This is a genomic window from Streptomyces sp. NRRL F-6676, assembly GCF_000725625.1.
Taxonomy (GTDB): Bacteria; Actinomycetota; Actinomycetes; order Streptomycetales; family Streptomycetaceae; genus Streptomyces.
On sequence record NZ_JOHS01000038.1, the window covers coordinates 1 to 15,274 of the forward strand.

A 15,274-nucleotide genomic window follows, 5' to 3' on the forward strand; every position below is an offset into this window, starting at 1 on the left:
CACCACCAAGGAGGAGCTGACGGAGTACCTCACCGAGCTCTCCGGTGAGGCGGCCGCCTCCATGCGGCCGAACTTCTTCGCCAACACCCCCGACATCCTCCACGCCTACCTCCAGCACGGCGGCCGCCCCGCCTTCGCCGTCCGCGCGATCCTCGCCGCCACCCTCTCCCCCACCTGGGGCATCTACAGTGGCTACGAACTGTGCGAGAACACCCCGCTGCGCCCGGGCAGCGAGGAGTACCTCGACAGCGAGAAGTACCAACTGCGGCCCCGCGACTGGGCCGCCGCCGAACGGGAAGGCCGCACGCTGGCCCCCCTGTTCACCACGCTCAACGCGGTCCGGCGCCGGCACCCCGCCCTGCGCCGGCTCCGCAACCTCCGCTTCCACCACACCGACAACGACTCCGTGCTCGCGTACAGCAAGCGCACCGGCACGGACACCGTGGTGACCGTCGTGAACCTCGACCCGCATCGCACGCAGGAGGCGACGGTGTCGTTGGACATGCCGCACCTCGGTCTCGACTGGCACGAGGTGGTGCCGGTGCGCGACGAGCTCACCGGTGACACCTATTCCTGGGGCAGGGCCAACTATGTGCGACTGGAGCCGGGCGACAGGCCGGCACACGTGCTGACCGTCCTGCGACCGTCCTCACCGCAGATCGGAGGGTCAACCCGGACTGGTTCAAACGCGCCGTCTTCTACGAGGTCCTGGTCCGCTCCTTCCAGGACAGCAACGGCGACGGCATCGGCGACCTCAAGGGACTGACCGCGAAACTCGACTACCTCCAGTGGCTCGGGGTGGACTGTCTATGGCTGCCGCCGTTCTTCAAGTCCCCGCTGCGGGACGGCGGTTACGACGTCTCCGACTACACGGCGGTGCTGCCCGAGTTCGGGGACCTGGCGGACTTCGTGGAGTTCGTGGACGCGGCCCACCAGCGCGGTATCCGCGTGATCATCGACTTCGTCATGAACCACACCAGCGATCAGCACCCGTGGTTCCAGGAGTCCCGCAAGGACCCCGACGGCCCCTACGGCGACTACTACGTCGACACCGAGGCCTCCAACTGGACCTACGATCCCGAGCGGAAGCAGTACTACTTCCACCGGTTCTTCTCCCACCAGCCGGATCTCAACTACGAGAACCCGGCCGTGCAGGAGGAGATCCTCGCGGCCCTCCGCTTCTGGCTCGACCTCGGCATCGACGGCTTCCGGCTGGACGCCGTCCCCTATCTGTACGCCGAGGAGGGCACCAACTGCGAGAACCTGCCCGCCTCCCACGAGTTCCTGAAGCGGGTGCGCAAGGAGATCGACACGCACTACCCGGACACCGTGGTGCTGGCGGAGGCGAACCAGTGGCCGGAGGACGTGGTCGACTACTTCGGCGACTACAGCACCGGCGGCGACGAATGCCACATGGCGGCGGCGGGAGTCGCGCTACCCGGTGTCGGAGATCCTGGCGAAGACCCCGGAGATCCCCGCCAACTGCCAGTGGGGGATCTTCCTGCGCAACCACGACGAGCTGACCCTGGAGATGGTCACCGACGAGGAACGCGACAGCTGACCCTGGAGATGGTCACCGACGAGGAACGCGACTACATGTGGGCCGAGTACGCCAAGGACCCGAGGATGCGCGCCAACATCGGCATCCGCCGGCGGCTGGCCACGTTGCTGGACAACGACCGCAACCAGATCGAGCTGTTCACCGCGCTGCTGCTGTCGCTCCCCGGTTCGCCGATCCTGTACTACGGCGACGAGATCGGCATGGGCGACAACATCTGGCTCGGCGACCGCGACGCGGTGCGCACCCCCATGCAGTGGACCCCCGACCGCAACGCGGGCTTCTCCTCCTGCGACCCCGGCCGCCTCTTCCTGCCCACGATCATGGACCCCGTCTACGGCTACCAGGTCACCAACGTCGAGACGCGGCCCCGGCCACCAGGGTGAGCCTGATCGCGAGTGCGTGACCCGAAGCACCCTCCCCCCGTGGATTCCGCCGCGTGGCCCGGAAAGGACGCGACGCCATGCCGAACACCGCAACGCTCCGCCCGAGTGGCCTGGGCGCGGGGTCGCTGCTGACCTCACTCGCCGACCTGCTGCACGGCTGGCTGCCCCGGCAGCGCTGGTTCGCGGGCAAGGGCCGCCCCGTCACGAAGCTCGCCCTGCTCAGCGTGACCGAGCTGCACCCCGGCTGTCTGCATCTGCTGGTGCACGCGGGACACGCCGAGCCGCCGTCCGGGGAACACCCCCTGCACGACTGCTACCAGCTGCTCCTGGGCGCCCGTGAGACGCTGCCGCCGCACCTGGCGCCCGCCGCCATCGGCCGCCCCGCCGAGGGGCCGCTGGCCGGACTGATGGTCTACGACGCCTTGCAGGACCCCCGCTCGGCCGCCCTGCTCCTGGAACGGCTGCGCACCCCGGGCACCGCGGGCACCCTCGCCTTCGAGCGCGACGCCAAGGTGCTGCTGCCCTCCGGGCTCGCGCCCCGGCTCCTGGACGCCGAGCAGTCCAACTCCTCGGTGGTGTACGGCGACACGTACATCCTCAAGGTGTTCCGCCGCGTCCAGCCCGGTGTCAACCCCGACCTGGAGGTGCCGGGCGCCCTCGCCCGGCAGGGCTGCACCCGGGTACCGGCGCCCGTCGCCTGGGTCCGGACCTCGCTGCCGTGGGACGCCACCCTCGCCGTCCTCCAGCCGTATCTGCGCGGCGCCGAGGACGGCTGGACGCAGGCCCTGGGGACCCTCGCCTCCGGGGCCGACTTCACCGACGAGGCGTACGAACTGGGGCGGGCCACCGCCGAGGTGCACCTCGCGCTCGCCGCCGCGTTCCCGCTGGAGTACACCGACCGGCGCCAGCACCGGCACCTGGCCGCCGCCATGCGCGACCGCATCGACGCCGTGGCCCGTGCGGTGCCGCAGCTCCAGCCGTACGCCCCCGCGCTGAGCTCGGCGGTCGAGGCGCTCGCCGGACTGGACGCGGCCCGCCCCGCGCAGCGCATCCACGGTGATCTCCACCTGGGGCAGGTGCTGCGCACGGGGAACGACTGGCACCTCATCGACTTCGAGGGCGAACCGGCCCGCCCACTGCCCGAACGGCGTCGCGCCCAGTCGCCGATAAGGGATGTCGCGGGCATGCTGCGCTCCTTCGACTACGCCGCGCGCACGGGCAGGCCCTGGCGCCCCGAATGGTCCCAGCGCTGCCGGGAGGCGTACTGCGCGGGATACGCCGCCGCGGCCGGCTGGGACCCCCGGCAGGAACCCGAACTGCTGCGCGCCCACGAGACGGACCGGGCGGTCTACGAGGTCCTCTACGAGGCCCGGCACCGCCCCGACTGGCTGCCCGTGCCGATGGCGGCGATCACCCGTCTCGCCGAATGTCCACCGGCCGGATCGAGGAGGCCCACACCATGACCGCACGCACACGAACCCGCCCGGCCCCACCCACCCAGGCCGCTCCGCCGGGAGCGGAGGACAGGGAGCGGCTGCTGGCCGGCACGCACCACGATCCGCACGCCGTCCTGGGCGCCCACCCGGCGCCCGGCGGCGTCGCCGTGCGCGTACTGCGCCCGTACGCCACGGCGGTCACGGTGCTGACGGGGGAGGGGGAGACCGCGCTGCACGACGACGGCGACGGCTTCTTCTCCGCGCTCCTGCCCCGCCCGGGGATCCCCGGCTACCGGCTGCGGATCGCCTACGGGGAGGCGGTGCACGAGACGGACGACCCGTACCGCTTCCTGCCCGCGCTCGGCGAGTTCGACCTGCACCTGATCCACGAGGGCCGGCACGAGCGGCTGTGGGACGCGCTGGGCGCCGAGCCGATGGTCCACGAGGGCGTCGAGGGCACCCGCTTCACGGTGTGGGCGCCGCACGCGCGCGGGGTCCGGGTGTGCGGGGAGTTCTGCCACTGGGACGGCACCGCGCTGCCCATGCGCTCGCTCGGCCACAGCGGGGTGTGGGAGCTGTTCGTGCCGGGCCTGGGGGAGGGCACGCTCTACAAGTTCGACCTCACCCGGCCCGACGGCGGCCACACCCTGCGCGCCGACCCGATGGCCCGGCGCGCGGAGGTGCCCCCCGCCACCGCCTCGATCGTCACCGCCTCGCACCACGAGTGGAGCGACGGCGAGTGGATGGCCCGGCGCGGCGAACGCCCGGTCCACGAGGCCCCGTTCTCCGTCTACGAGGTCCACCTCGCCTCCTGGCGCCCCGACCTGACGTACCGTCAGCTCGCCGAGGAGCTTCCCGCGTACGTGGCCGATCTCGGCTTCACGCACGTCGAGTTGATGCCGGTGGCGGAGCACCCCTTCGGCGGCTCCTGGGGCTACCAGGTCACCGGCTTCTACGCACCCACCTCCCGGCTCGGCACCCCCGACGACTTCAAGTACCTCATCGACGCGCTCCACCGGGCCGGCATCGGCGTCCTCATGGACTGGGTGCCCGCGCACTTCCCGCGCGACGACTGGGCGCTGGCCCGGTTCGACGGCGCCAACCTCTACGAACACGCCGACCCGCAGCGGGCCTCGCACCCCGACTGGGGCACGCTGGAGTTCGACTACGGGCGCAACGAGGTGCGCAACTTCCTCGTCGCCAACGCCGTGTACTGGTGCGAGGAGTTCCACATCGACGGCCTGCGCGTGACGGCGGACGCGAGGACCTGGCCGCCGTGGCGTTCCTCCAGGAGATGAACGCGACCGTGTACCGGCGCTGCCCCGGCGTCGTCACCATCGCGGAGGAGTCCACGGCCTGGGACGGTGTCACCCGCCCCACCGACATCGTCGGCGCCGACGGCTTCGGCGGGCTCGGGTTCGGGCTGAAGTGGAACATGGGGTGGATGCACGACTCGCTGGAGTACATCCAGCACGAGCCGGTGCACCGCAAGTACCACCACAACGAGATGACGTTCTCGATGGTGTACGCGTACAGCGAGAACTACGTGCTCCCCATCTCCCACGACGAGGTCGTGCACGGCAAGCAGGCGCTGGTGAGCAAGATGCCCGGCGACTGGTGGCAGCGGCGGGCCAACCACCGTGCGTATCTCGGCTTCATGTGGGCCCACCCCGGGAAGCAACTCCTCTTCATGGGCCAGGAGTTCGCGCAGGGGGCGGAGTGGTCGGCGGAGGCCGGCCCGGAGTGGTGGCTCATGGACGAGGGGTACTGCGCGGCCGGCGACCACCGGGGGGTGCGGGATCTGGTGCGCGACCTGAACGTGCGGTACCGGGAGACGCCGGCGCTGTGGGAACGGGACACCTCGCCGGAGGGGTTCGCGTGGATCGATGCGAACGCGGGGGAGGACAACGTACTCTCGTTCGTGCGGTACGACGCGGCCGGGGCACCGCTGGTTGTGGTGTGCAACTTCTCGCCGGTGGTGCGGCACGACTACCGGGTGGGCGTGCCGGAGGGCGTGGGGGTGCTGCGGGAGGTGCTCAACACGGACGCGGAGCGGTACGGGGGGAGCGGGGTGAGCGGTGGCGAACTCGTGAAGCCGGAGCCCGACGGCGCTCTGCGCCTCACCCTGCCGCCGCTCGCCACGGTGTGGCTGCGGCCGGAGTAGGCAGGCCCCCAAAAGACCGCGCGGTTCCCCGCGCCCCTCGAAGGGGCGCGGGACTGTGTTGCGTCCCCGGCTCCGCCGCGTGGACGCGATCGGCCATGAACCCACCGGCAGTCGCAGGACGGACAAGCACCCCGGGCTATGACGTGCCCTCCCCGGAGGGGGCCGGTACGCGCGTGGGGCCGTGACGGTCCAACGCGTCCTCCAGGACCACTCGCACCTCCGGTGGGAGCACCCCCGTGCCGCCCCAGTGGACGAGCGTTTCCGCCAGGCAGCGGAGTTTGATGTTGGTGTGCTGGGAGACCTCCACCAGCACCTGCCAGCCCTCGTCCGGTGTCACGCGGGCCAGGCCGACGACCATGCCGATCGCCTGGTCCACGACCGCGTGCGAGGTGATGGCCTCCTTGAGCTGGCGGATCTCCTCCTCCAGGGCGAAGATCCGCTCCGCGTCCGCCGCCGCCCCCGTGGGGTCCTGCGGCTCCTGCCCTGCCCGGGCTCTCGAGGTCATCGTCCCTCCGGGATCCTGTTCGGGGCCCACCGTGCGGGGCGTTGCCTCCATGGTCGCGGCGCCGGCGGGTGTGTGCGAGCCGGGACGGGGTACCCCTGGGCGGCGGTGACCGCAGCAGCGGGTTCGGAGGTGCCCCCATGAGCCGTACGCGTACCGACGACGACACCGGGCCCGGGCCCGCCGCCTACGACGCGGCCCCCTTCGTACCGGAGGACGCCGGGCTCGACGCGCTGCGCCGGGCGGCGGCCGGGTGCAGGGGGTGCCCGCTGTACGAGGACGCCACGCAGACCGTGTTCGGGCAGGGGGACGCCGACGCCCGGGTGCTGCTCGTCGGGGAGCAGCCCGGGGACCAGGAGGACCGCGCGGGCGAACCCTTCGTCGGACCCGCCGGCCGGCTGCTCGACCGGGCGCTGGAGGAGGCCGGGATCGACCGGGACCGGGCGTATGTCACCAACGCCGTCAAGCACTTCAAGTTCACCGTGCCCGAACGCGGCAAGCGGCGCATCCACAAGGCGCCCACGCTGCGGGAGGCGAAGGCGTGCCGCCCGTGGCTGACGGCGGAACTGGCCCGGGTCCGCCCCGAGGTGGTCGTCGCCCTCGGCGCGACCGCGGGCAAGGCGCTGCTCGGCGGCTCCTTCCGGGTGAGCCGGGACCGCGGCGCCCTGCTCGACCTCCCCTCGGACCCGGACGGCCCCCGCGTCCTGGCCACGCTGCACCCCTCGGCGATCCTGCGCGCCGACGACCGGGAGGCCGCGTACGCCGGCTTCCTCACCGACCTGAAGGCCGCCGCCGGGGCACTGCGCGGCGCGCCGTAGAGGACGCGCCCCGGCGCGCCGTCCCGACGCGCCGCCCCGGCTGGAAACCGCGAGCCCGGGTACTCGGACCGCATGCATGAGAACACCGCACGCCACGATTCGGGCAAGAAGCCGGCCGGCACCGCCGCCGACGAGTTCCTCGAGGAACTGGAGGAACTCGGCGAGGAGGAGGACACCGACACCGGCGAGGGCGCTCCCGGCGGCTCCGGCGACCCCCTCACCACCAGCAGGCACGCCAACCGTGAGGCCGCCGAGGGCCACCCCCAGGGCGAGAGCGGGCGGGACGGCGGCCGCCGCGGCTGACCGGCCGCCGTTCACCCGCCCGCCGTACCCGGCCGGCGGGAGGACCGGTATTTCCGCACCCGGCATCCCCGACAAGGAGGAGACACCCGTGGATCACACCCAGGCGCCCGTGCTCGACGCCCTGCGCGCCTATCACGAGCGGGGCGAGACCGCCTTCCCCCCGCCCGGGCACAAGCAGGCGCGCGGCGCGGACCCGGAGGCGCGGGCGGTCCTCGGTGACGCCGTCTACCACTCCGACGTCCTCGCCTCCGGTGGCCTCGATGACCGCCGCACCCGGCACGAGATCCTCACGCACGCCGAGGAGCTGATGGCCGACGCCGTCCACGCCGACCACACCTTCTTCACCACCTGCGGCAGCTCCCTGTCCGTGAAGGCCGCCATGCTCGCCGTGGCCGGGCCGCACGAGAAGCTGGTCGTGGGCCGTGACGCGCACAAGTCGGTCGTGTCGGGGCTCATCCTCGCCGGCATCGAACCCGTCTGGGTCGATCCGAGCTGGGACCCCGAGCAGCGCCTCGCGCACCCGCCCCGGGCGCACGCCTACGAGAAGGCGCTCGAGGCCCACCCCGACGCCCGCGGGGTCCTCGTCACCAGCCCCACCCCGTACGGCACCGTCGCGGAACTGAGCCGCATCGCCGAGGCGGCGCACGCCCGGGGCGTGCCCGTGATCGTGGACGAGGCATGGGGCGCCCATCTGCCGTTCCACCCAGACCTGCCGTCCTGGGCGATGGACGCGGGCGCCGACGTCTGCGTCACCAGCGTCCACAAGATGGGCAGCGGACTCGAACAGGGCTCCGTCTTCCATCTCCAGGGCTCACTGATCGACCCGACGACCCTCCAGTCCCGCTCCGACCTGCTCGGCACGACCAGCCCGTCGGTCCTCATCTACGCCGGGATGGACGCCTGGCGGCGTCAGATGGTGCTGCGTGGCAAGGAGTTGATGGGCGACGCGCTGAAGCTCGCCGAGGACGTCCGCTCCGCCATCGACGAGATCCCCGGGATGCGCGTCCTGGGCGAGGACACGTTCGTGGGGCCCGAACTGGCCGCGGGGTTCGACCCGTTGCCGATCGTCATCGACATCCACGGCCTCGGCACCTCCGGCTACCGGGCCGCCGACTGGCTGCGCGAGCGGCACCACATGGACATGCACCTCGCGGACCACCGGCGGCTCGGCGCCCAGCTCACCCACGCCGACTCGCCGGCCACCACCGGGCCGCTCCTCGACGCGCTGCGGGACCTGGCCGAGCACGCCGGCGAACTGGCCGCCGACCTGCCCGAGTTGGTGGTGCCGACCGGCTCGCAGATGCGGCTGCGGCAGGTGGCCCTGCCCCGGGACGCGTACTTCGGCCCCAAGGAGGCCGTCGCCTGGGAGGAAGCCGCCGGACGGATCTCCGCCGAGATGATCACGCCGTACCCGCCGGGCATCCCGGCCGTCGTGCCCGGCGAGCGCCTCACCGACCACGTCCTGCGCCATCTGCGCACGGGTCTGGACGGCGGCATGAACATCCCGGACGCCACGGACCCGGAGCTGAAGGAGATCTACGTGGTGCCGTGACGGTGACACGGCGGGGTGTGGGGGTGCCCCTCGCCCTGGTCAGGAGGCCCCCGCCCCGTCGGCGAAGTAGTGCCCCTCGTCCAGGTCCGTGAGGAGCCGGGCCCCGGCCGGCTCCCAGCCCAGCACCTCGCGGGTGCGGACGCTGGAGGCCGGCGCGTCCGCCGAGGCGATCGGGGCGAACCAGCCGAAGTGGCCGGGCGCCTCCTCGGCGGACACGCCCCGCACCGGCACCCCCAGGTGCCGGCCGATGACGCCGGCGATCTCGCGCAGCGGTACGCCCTCGTCGTCGACCGCGTGCAGCCTGCTGCCCGCCGGCGCGCCCTCGACGGCCAGCCGGAACAGCCGCGCGGCGTCCAGCCGGTGCACGGCGGGCCAGCGGTTGGCGCCGTCACCGACGTACGCGGACACGCCCTTCTCCCGGGCGATGTCGATCAGGATCTTGACGAATCCCCGGTCGCCCGGGCCGTGCACGGTGGGCGCCAGCCGGACGGCCGAGGCCCGCACCCCGCGCTCGGCCAGCGCGAACAGGGTGTCCTCCGAGCGGCCCCGGGGCTGCGGCCCCGCAGGGTCGTTCTCCGTCGCCACCTCGCCGCTGGGGGCGGCCAGCAGGACCCCGGAGGCGATGACGAGGGGGCGGCCGGTGCCGGCCAGCCCGGCGCCGAGCGCCTCGATCGCGGCCCGGTCGGTGGCGGCGGCCGCCGCCATGTCGCTGAAGTCGTGGACGTAGGCCAGATGGACGACGCCGTCCGCGGTGGCGGCCGCACCGCGCAGACCGTCGAGGTCGTCGAGGGTGCCGCGGTGCACGCCGGCCCCGGTCGCCGCGACCGACCTGGCGGTCTCCTCGGACCGGACCATGCCGGTGACCTGGTGGCCCGCGTCGAGCAGGTCCCGGACGACGGCGGAACCGATGAACCCGGCCGCGCCGGTGACGAATACACGCATGAGAGTGCGCTCCTGGGAACGAAGCGGATGGGGGGACGCCTCCAGCGTCCGGCCGGAAGGCGGCCGGCGTCCAAGGCCTGATGTGCATTCCGTCATGCGTTTCAGGCATTACAGCAGGCCAGTGCGGTTTCGTATGGCCGCGTCCCGTACGGGGCGCGTACGCTGTCCGCATGACGGAACCGGCTCCCGCGCCCGATCTCGACCTGCGACTGATCCGCTACTTCGTGGCGGTCGCCGAGCACCTGCACTTCGGCCGGGCCGCCGCGCGGCTCCACCTGACCCAGCCCTCGCTCAGCCGCCAGATCCACCGGCTGGAACACCAACTGGGCGCCCGCCTCCTCGACCGCACGCCCCAGGGCAACACGCTCACCGCGGCCGGAGAGGTGTTCCTGCCCCGGGCCAGGGCCCTGCTGCGGTCCGCGGACCAGACCGTGGCCGTCACCCGCGCCGCCGCCGAACCGAGCCGGATCGTCGTCGGCTACACCCGCGGCCTGATCGTCACGCCCGCCGTCCGCACGCTGCGGCGCCGGCACCCGGACGCCGACGTGCAGACCGCGTTCGTGGAGTACGGGCAGGCCCCCGCGGCCCTGCTGGAGCACCGCGTCGACGCGGTCGTCACCCGGCTGCCCCTCCCGACCGGGGGGCTCCGGGTGACGGTGCTGCGCGAGGAGCCCCGGATGCTGATGATGCCGGTCGACCACCCCCTGGCCGGCAAGGAGTCCCTCACCCTCGACGACATCGCGGGCGAGCCGCTGCTGCGCGTGGCCGACCCGGAGTGGAACGCCTACTGGCGCATCGAGCCCCGGCCCGACGGCAGCCCGGTGCCCGACGGGCCGCTGGCCGAGTCGTTCGAGGACAAGTTCGAGATCGTCGCCAGCGGCCAGGCGGTGGCCATCGTCCCCGCCGCCCGCGACGGCGGCGTGCCGCGCCCCGACCTGACCGCCGTACTTCTGCGCGACGTCCCGCCCAGCCATGTCGTCCTGGCCACCCGCGCCGGCGACCGCAGCCGTCTGGTGGCGGCCTTCAGCAAGGCCGCCGAGGCCTGCCTCGCCGACCCCGGCGACCCGCCCGCCGGCGGCCCGCTGCCCTGACCGGCCGCGCCGCCCCGCCGGCCCACGGAGCCGGCCGCCCCGGTCCCCCGTGCCGGAGCGGCCGCCGTCTCAGCCGCCGTCCGCCCCGCCCAGCAGGACGACCTCCAGCGTGCGTGGTCCGTGCACCCCCTCCACCCGGTCCAGTTCGATGTCGCTCGTCGCCGACGGACCGGAGATCCAGGTCAGCGGGCGGACCGGGTCCAGCCGCTCCATGGCCTGCGGCACGGCGCCCACCACCTGGTCCGGCACCCGGACCACACAGATGTGGTGGTCCGGGACGAGCGTGATCCGCCGGCGGCCCTGGTCCGGGCTCCCGTCCAGGACGAGCGTGCCGGTCTCGGCGATCGCCACCGCGCAGCCGGTGACCACGCTGTCCACCCGGTCGAGCTCGGCGGCGGTGTTCTCCGCCCCGTCCGGCACCCGCGTCACGTCCGCGCCCGTGTCGGCCAGCCACGCCGCGTCCAGGCCCGGCGGGACCAGCACCGACCGCGCGCCCCGCCCCGCGAGCAGCCCGGCGATCAGCGCGGACAGCTCCGGCACGGTGGCGCACCGGTGCACGAGCGCACGGTAGTCCGCCAAATTCTCGGCGAGCAGTTCCACCGTCTGCGCGACGCTCCGCCCGCCGTGCTCGCGCAGATAAGTGCGGGGGAGGGCCAGTTCGTACGGCGTCTCGTCCGGCGTCACGTCCGCCAGCGCCCGCCGCACCCGTCCCAGGATGACGTCCCTGCTGCTCACTTGGCCCCGCCCTTTCCGCCGCCCGTCCGCTGCCACCAGTCCCGGAACGGCTCCGCCGGCACCGGCGGCAGATCCCGGCTCCCGCTCCACGCCCGGCCCGGACCCGGCAGCGTACGGGGGTGGAAGCGGCGGGTGCGGGAGGCGAGCCGCTGGCCGGTGCGCAGGGCACCGGGGTGGGAGAACGCCCAGCGCGCGGCCCGCATCGCCGCACGCTCGGCCGCGTGCCCCTTGGCGGGCTTGAGCACCACCTTGGTGCCCTCGCGGGTCACCGTGTCGCCCTGGGCCACCCGCTCGCGCAGGTGCACCAGCACCTCGGGGATGTCGATGGCGACCGGGCACACCTCGTAACAGGCCCCGCACAGCGAGGACGCGTACGGCAGCGAGGCGTCGATCTCGCTTTCGGTGCCCCGCAGTTGGGGGCTGAGGATGGCGCCGATCGGGCCCGGGTAGACCGAGCCGTAGGCGTGCCCGCCGGCCCGCTCGTAGACCGGGCAGACGTTCAGACAGGCCGAGCAGCGGATGCAGCGCAGCGCCTGCCGGCCGACCTCGTCGGCGAGGGTGTCGGTGCGCCCGTTGTCCAGCAGGACGAGGTGGAAGTTCTTCGGACCGTCGCCGTCCGTGGTGCCCGTCCACGTCGAGGTGTACGGGTTCATCCGCTCCGCCGTCGACGAGCGCGGCAGCGTCTGGAGGAACACCTCCAGGTCCCGCCAGGTCGGCACGATCTTCTCGATGCCGACCACGGAGATCAGCGTCTCCGGCAGGGTCAGGCACATCCGGCCGTTGCCCTCGGACTCCACCACGACCAGCGTGCCGGTCTCGGCGACCACGAAGTTGGCGCCGGAGATGCCCACCTTGGCGCGCAGGAACTTCTCCCGCAGATGCAGCCGGGCCGCCTCGGCGAGTTCGGCGGGGGAGTCGCCGAGCCCCTCGGGCGCCGGGCGCCCCCACTCGCTCATCTCACGGGCGAAGATGTCCCGGATCTCGCCCCGGTTGCGGTGGATCGCCGGGACCAGGATGTGCGAGGGGCGGTCCTTGCCCAACTGCACGATCAGCTCGGCGAGATCAGTCTCGTAGGCGTGGATGCCCTCGGCCTCCAGTGCCTCGTTGAGCCCGATCTCCTGCGTGGCCATCGACTTGACCTTGACGACCTCCGACTCGCCGGTCGCCCTGACCAGTGCGGCGACGATCCGGTTGGCCTCGTCGGCGTCGGCGGCCCAGTGGACGACACCGCCCGCCGCCGTCACCGCCTCCTCGACCCGCACCAGATACCGGTCCAGGTGGCGCAGCGTGTGGTCCTTGATCCGCTTGCCGGCCTCGCGCAGCTCGGCCCAGTCGGACACCTCCGCGACCGCGTGCGCGCGCTTGGCGCGGATGGTGTGCGTGGCGTGGCGCAGATTGCCGCGCAGCGTCGTGTTCCGGACCGCCTCGTGCGCGGCCCGGGGAAATGCCGGCATCCCGACGAACGTGCCGCTCATACCAGGGGCTCCTCTTCCGTGCTCGCCAGGATCTCCGCGAGGTGCACCGGCCGCATGCCCACCTTCAGCCGGCTCATCGTGCCGCCGATGTGCATCAGACACGAGTTGTCCGCCGCGCACAGCGTCCCGGCGCCGGTGGACTGCGCGTTGCGGACCTTGTCGACGCCCATCGCCGTGGACACGTCGGCGTTCTTCACCGCGAAGGTGCCGCCGAAGCCGCAGCACTCCTCGGCACCCGGCAGCTCCGCCAGCTCCAGCCCCCTCACCGCCCGCAGCAGCCTCAGCGGCCGGTCCCCGAGGCCCAGCGAACGCAGTCCGTGGCAGGTGGGGTGGTAGGTCACCGTGTGCGGGTAGTAGGCGCCGACGTCGGTCACGCCCAGCACGTCGACCAGGAACTCCGTCAGTTCGTACGTCTTCGGCACGACCGGCGCCAGCGTCCGGGCCAGGGTGTCGCCCCGGCCCTCGGCCCGCGCCCGCTCGCCCATCCGCGGGTACAGCTCCCGCACCATCGCCCCGCACGAACCGGACGGCGTCACGATCGCCTCGTACTCCGCGAAGACCTCGGCGTAGTGGCGGGCCAGCGGCTCGGCCTCGTGCCGGTAACCGGTGTTGTAGTGCGCCTGCCCGCAGCAGGTCTGGGCCATGGGGAAGTCCACCTCGACCCCGAGCCTCGTCAGCAGCTTCACCACGGCACGTCCCGTGTCGGGATAGAGCGTGTCGTTGACGCAGGTCAGGAAGAGGGCGACACGCATGGTGGCTCCTTGCTGTCGATCATTCGAAAGGTACGGCGTACGACGCGACGGCGGTACGGGACCCTACCCCGTACCGCGCGCCGCATCCCGTCGTCATACGGCGGCGGACTCGGCCCTACGGCCGGGGAACCCGGCGAGCCGGGCCTCCGCCGCCCGCCAGGCGGCGGTGTCGCCGCGCGGCTCGTACCGCGTGAGCGGCTGGGTGCGGGTCAGCAGCCGGCGCATCTCGTGCCGGTCGCCGACCAGCCCGTGCGCGCGCGCCTGCACCAGGACGTTGCCGAGCGCCGCCGCCTCGGCCGGCCCGGACACCACCGGCAGCCCGCAGGCGTCCGCGGTGAGCTGGCACAGCAGCGTGTTGCGGGTGCCGCCGCCGACGATGTGCACCACGTCGACCGGATGGTCGGCGAGCGACTGCGCCTGAGCGACCGCCCTGCGGTGGGCCAGCGCGAGCGAGTCGAGGATGACCCGGGTGATCTCGGCGGGGGAGTCCGGCACCGGCTGCCCGGTGGCCCGGCACGCCTCCGCGATCCGCTCGGGCATGTGCCCGGGCGCGAGGAACGCGGCGTCCCCCGCGTCCACCACCGACCGCAGCGCCGGCACCTCGCCCGCCGCCCGCAGCAGCGGGCCCAGGTCCGGGTCGCCCCAGGCGCGTACGCACTCCTGGAGCAGCCACAGGCCCATGATGTTGCGCAGATGACGGACCGTGCCGTCCAGGCCCAGCTCATTGGTGAAGTTGGCCGCCCGGCTCGCCTCGGTCAGCACCGGCGCGTCCAGCTCCAGACCGGCCAGCGACCAGGTCCCGGTGCAGATGTACGCGAACCGCTCACCGTCCGCCGGGACCGCCGCCACCGCCGAGGCGGTGTCGTGCGAGCCGACGGTGGTCACCGGCACCGGACCGGTCAGCCCGGTCTCCTCCAGCACCCCCGGGCGCAGCACCCCGGCCGGATCGCCCGGCCGCCGCAGCGGCGCGAACAGCTCCAGGTCGATGCCGAGCCGCGCGGCCACGTCGTACGACCAGTCACCGGTACGCGGGTCGACGAGCTGGGTGGTGGAGGCGTTGGTCAGCTCCGTGCCCTGCTCACCGGTGAGCCAGTACGCCAGCAGGTCCGGGATGAGCAACAGCCGCTTCGCCTGCGCCAGTTGGGCGGAACCGCGGGCGGCCACCAGCTGGTACAGGGTGTTGAACGGCGCGTACTGGAGCCCGGTCGCCGCGTACAGCTCGGCGGCCGGAACCGTCTCCCACACCTTCTCGGCGACGCCCTCGGTACGGGCGTCCCGGTAGTGCACCGGGTTGCCGAGCAGCGCCCCGTCCGCGTCCAGCAGCCCGTAGTCCACGGCCCAGCTGTCGATGCCGACGGAGTCCACCTGCCCTGCCGCCCTCAGACCGTCCAGGACGCCCCGGTACAGCCCCAGCACGTCCCAGCGCAGCCCCTCGGGGACCCGCACCGGGCGGTTGGGGAAGCGGTGCGCCTCGGTCAGCTCCAGCGAGTCGGGGCCGACGCGGCCGACCATGACACGCCCGCTGGAGGCGCCCAGGTCGACCGCGGCGTACGACGTCAC

The 15,274-nt window shown here is 73.2% G+C and carries 11 protein-coding genes and 3 pseudogenes; 8 read left to right on the plus strand and 6 right to left on the minus strand.

All coding sequences use genetic code 11. From position 1 onward, the window contains the following. From IO29_RS21880 to glgB, 4 genes and pseudogenes are all read left to right on the plus strand, one after another. A pseudogene (locus tag IO29_RS21880) lies at positions 1 to 766 on the plus strand (alpha-glucosidase C-terminal domain-containing protein); the annotation flags it as partial. Next, positions 670 to 1,938: pseudogene (locus tag IO29_RS21885) on the plus strand (alpha-amylase family glycosyl hydrolase); the annotation flags it as partial. The pseudogenes IO29_RS21880 and IO29_RS21885, both read left to right, overlap by 97 nt. An 83-nt stretch (positions 1,939 to 2,021) precedes the next feature. After that, positions 2,022 to 3,407, plus strand: a complete 1,386-nt coding sequence (locus IO29_RS21890; protein ID WP_030383037.1) for a maltokinase N-terminal cap-like domain-containing protein — start codon at positions 2,022 to 2,024, stop codon at positions 3,405 to 3,407. Next, positions 3,404 to 5,544 (plus strand): annotated as a pseudogene (gene glgB / locus IO29_RS21895) (1,4-alpha-glucan branching enzyme). The gene IO29_RS21890 and the pseudogene glgB overlap by 4 nt, the downstream one beginning before the upstream one ends. A gap of 136 nt (positions 5,545 to 5,680) precedes the next feature. On the opposite strand, the gene IO29_RS21900 reads toward glgB, so the two are convergent. Beyond that, positions 5,681 to 6,049: an ANTAR domain-containing protein gene (locus IO29_RS21900; protein ID WP_030383035.1), complete on the minus strand. Its 369-nt coding sequence runs from the start codon at positions 6,047 to 6,049 to the stop codon at positions 5,681 to 5,683. Between the two features lie 137 nt (positions 6,050 to 6,186). Here IO29_RS21900 and IO29_RS21905 point away from each other — a divergent pair, with 137 nt between their 5' ends. The 3 genes from IO29_RS21905 to IO29_RS21915 all read left to right on the plus strand — a co-directional run bounded on the left by IO29_RS21905 (position 6,187) and on the right by IO29_RS21915 (position 8,719). Next, a complete protein-coding gene (locus IO29_RS21905; protein ID WP_030993983.1) occupies positions 6,187 to 6,864 on the plus strand; it encodes a UdgX family uracil-DNA binding protein in 678 nt (225 codons plus the stop codon). 72 nt (positions 6,865 to 6,936) lie between these two features. Then, complete coding sequence (locus tag IO29_RS39610) at positions 6,937 to 7,167, plus strand: hypothetical protein (RefSeq protein WP_030383033.1); 231 nt, start codon at positions 6,937 to 6,939, stop codon at positions 7,165 to 7,167. An 88-nt stretch (positions 7,168 to 7,255) separates the two neighbouring features. Next, positions 7,256 to 8,719, plus strand: a complete 1,464-nt coding sequence (locus IO29_RS21915) for an aminotransferase class I/II-fold pyridoxal phosphate-dependent enzyme (RefSeq protein WP_030383032.1) — start codon at positions 7,256 to 7,258, stop codon at positions 8,717 to 8,719. 39 nt (positions 8,720 to 8,758) lie between these two features. Here the strand turns inward: IO29_RS21915 and IO29_RS21920 are convergent, their stop codons facing one another. Next, a complete protein-coding gene (locus IO29_RS21920; RefSeq protein WP_030383031.1) occupies positions 8,759 to 9,661 on the minus strand; it encodes an SDR family oxidoreductase in 903 nt (300 codons plus the stop codon). Between the two features lie 170 nt (positions 9,662 to 9,831). Here IO29_RS21920 and IO29_RS21925 point away from each other — a divergent pair, with 170 nt between their 5' ends. After that, entirely contained in the window at positions 9,832 to 10,752 is a 921-nt protein-coding gene (locus IO29_RS21925; RefSeq protein WP_030383030.1) for a LysR family transcriptional regulator, read from the plus strand. Between the two features lie 69 nt (positions 10,753 to 10,821). On the opposite strand, the gene IO29_RS21930 is transcribed toward IO29_RS21925, so the two are convergent. From IO29_RS21930 to IO29_RS21945, 4 genes are all read right to left on the minus strand, one after another. Next, the gene (locus IO29_RS21930) at positions 10,822 to 11,487 is read right to left on the minus strand and encodes a LutC/YkgG family protein (RefSeq protein ID WP_030383029.1); all 666 of its coding nucleotides are present in this window, start codon (positions 11,485 to 11,487) and stop codon (positions 10,822 to 10,824) included. Further along, a complete protein-coding gene (locus IO29_RS21935; RefSeq protein ID WP_030383028.1) occupies positions 11,484 to 12,962 on the minus strand; it encodes a LutB/LldF family L-lactate oxidation iron-sulfur protein in 1,479 nt (492 codons plus the stop codon). The genes IO29_RS21930 and IO29_RS21935 overlap by 4 nt, the downstream gene beginning before the upstream one ends. Beyond that, positions 12,959 to 13,714, minus strand: coding sequence for a (Fe-S)-binding protein (locus tag IO29_RS21940; RefSeq protein WP_030383027.1), 756 nt, complete (start codon positions 13,712 to 13,714; stop codon positions 12,959 to 12,961). The genes IO29_RS21935 and IO29_RS21940 overlap by 4 nt, the downstream gene beginning before the upstream one ends. Positions 13,715 to 13,807: 93 nt before the next feature. Continuing rightward, the gene (locus tag IO29_RS21945) at positions 13,808 to 15,274 is read right to left on the minus strand and encodes a rhamnulokinase (protein WP_030993985.1); all 1,467 of its coding nucleotides are present in this window, start codon (positions 15,272 to 15,274) and stop codon (positions 13,808 to 13,810) included.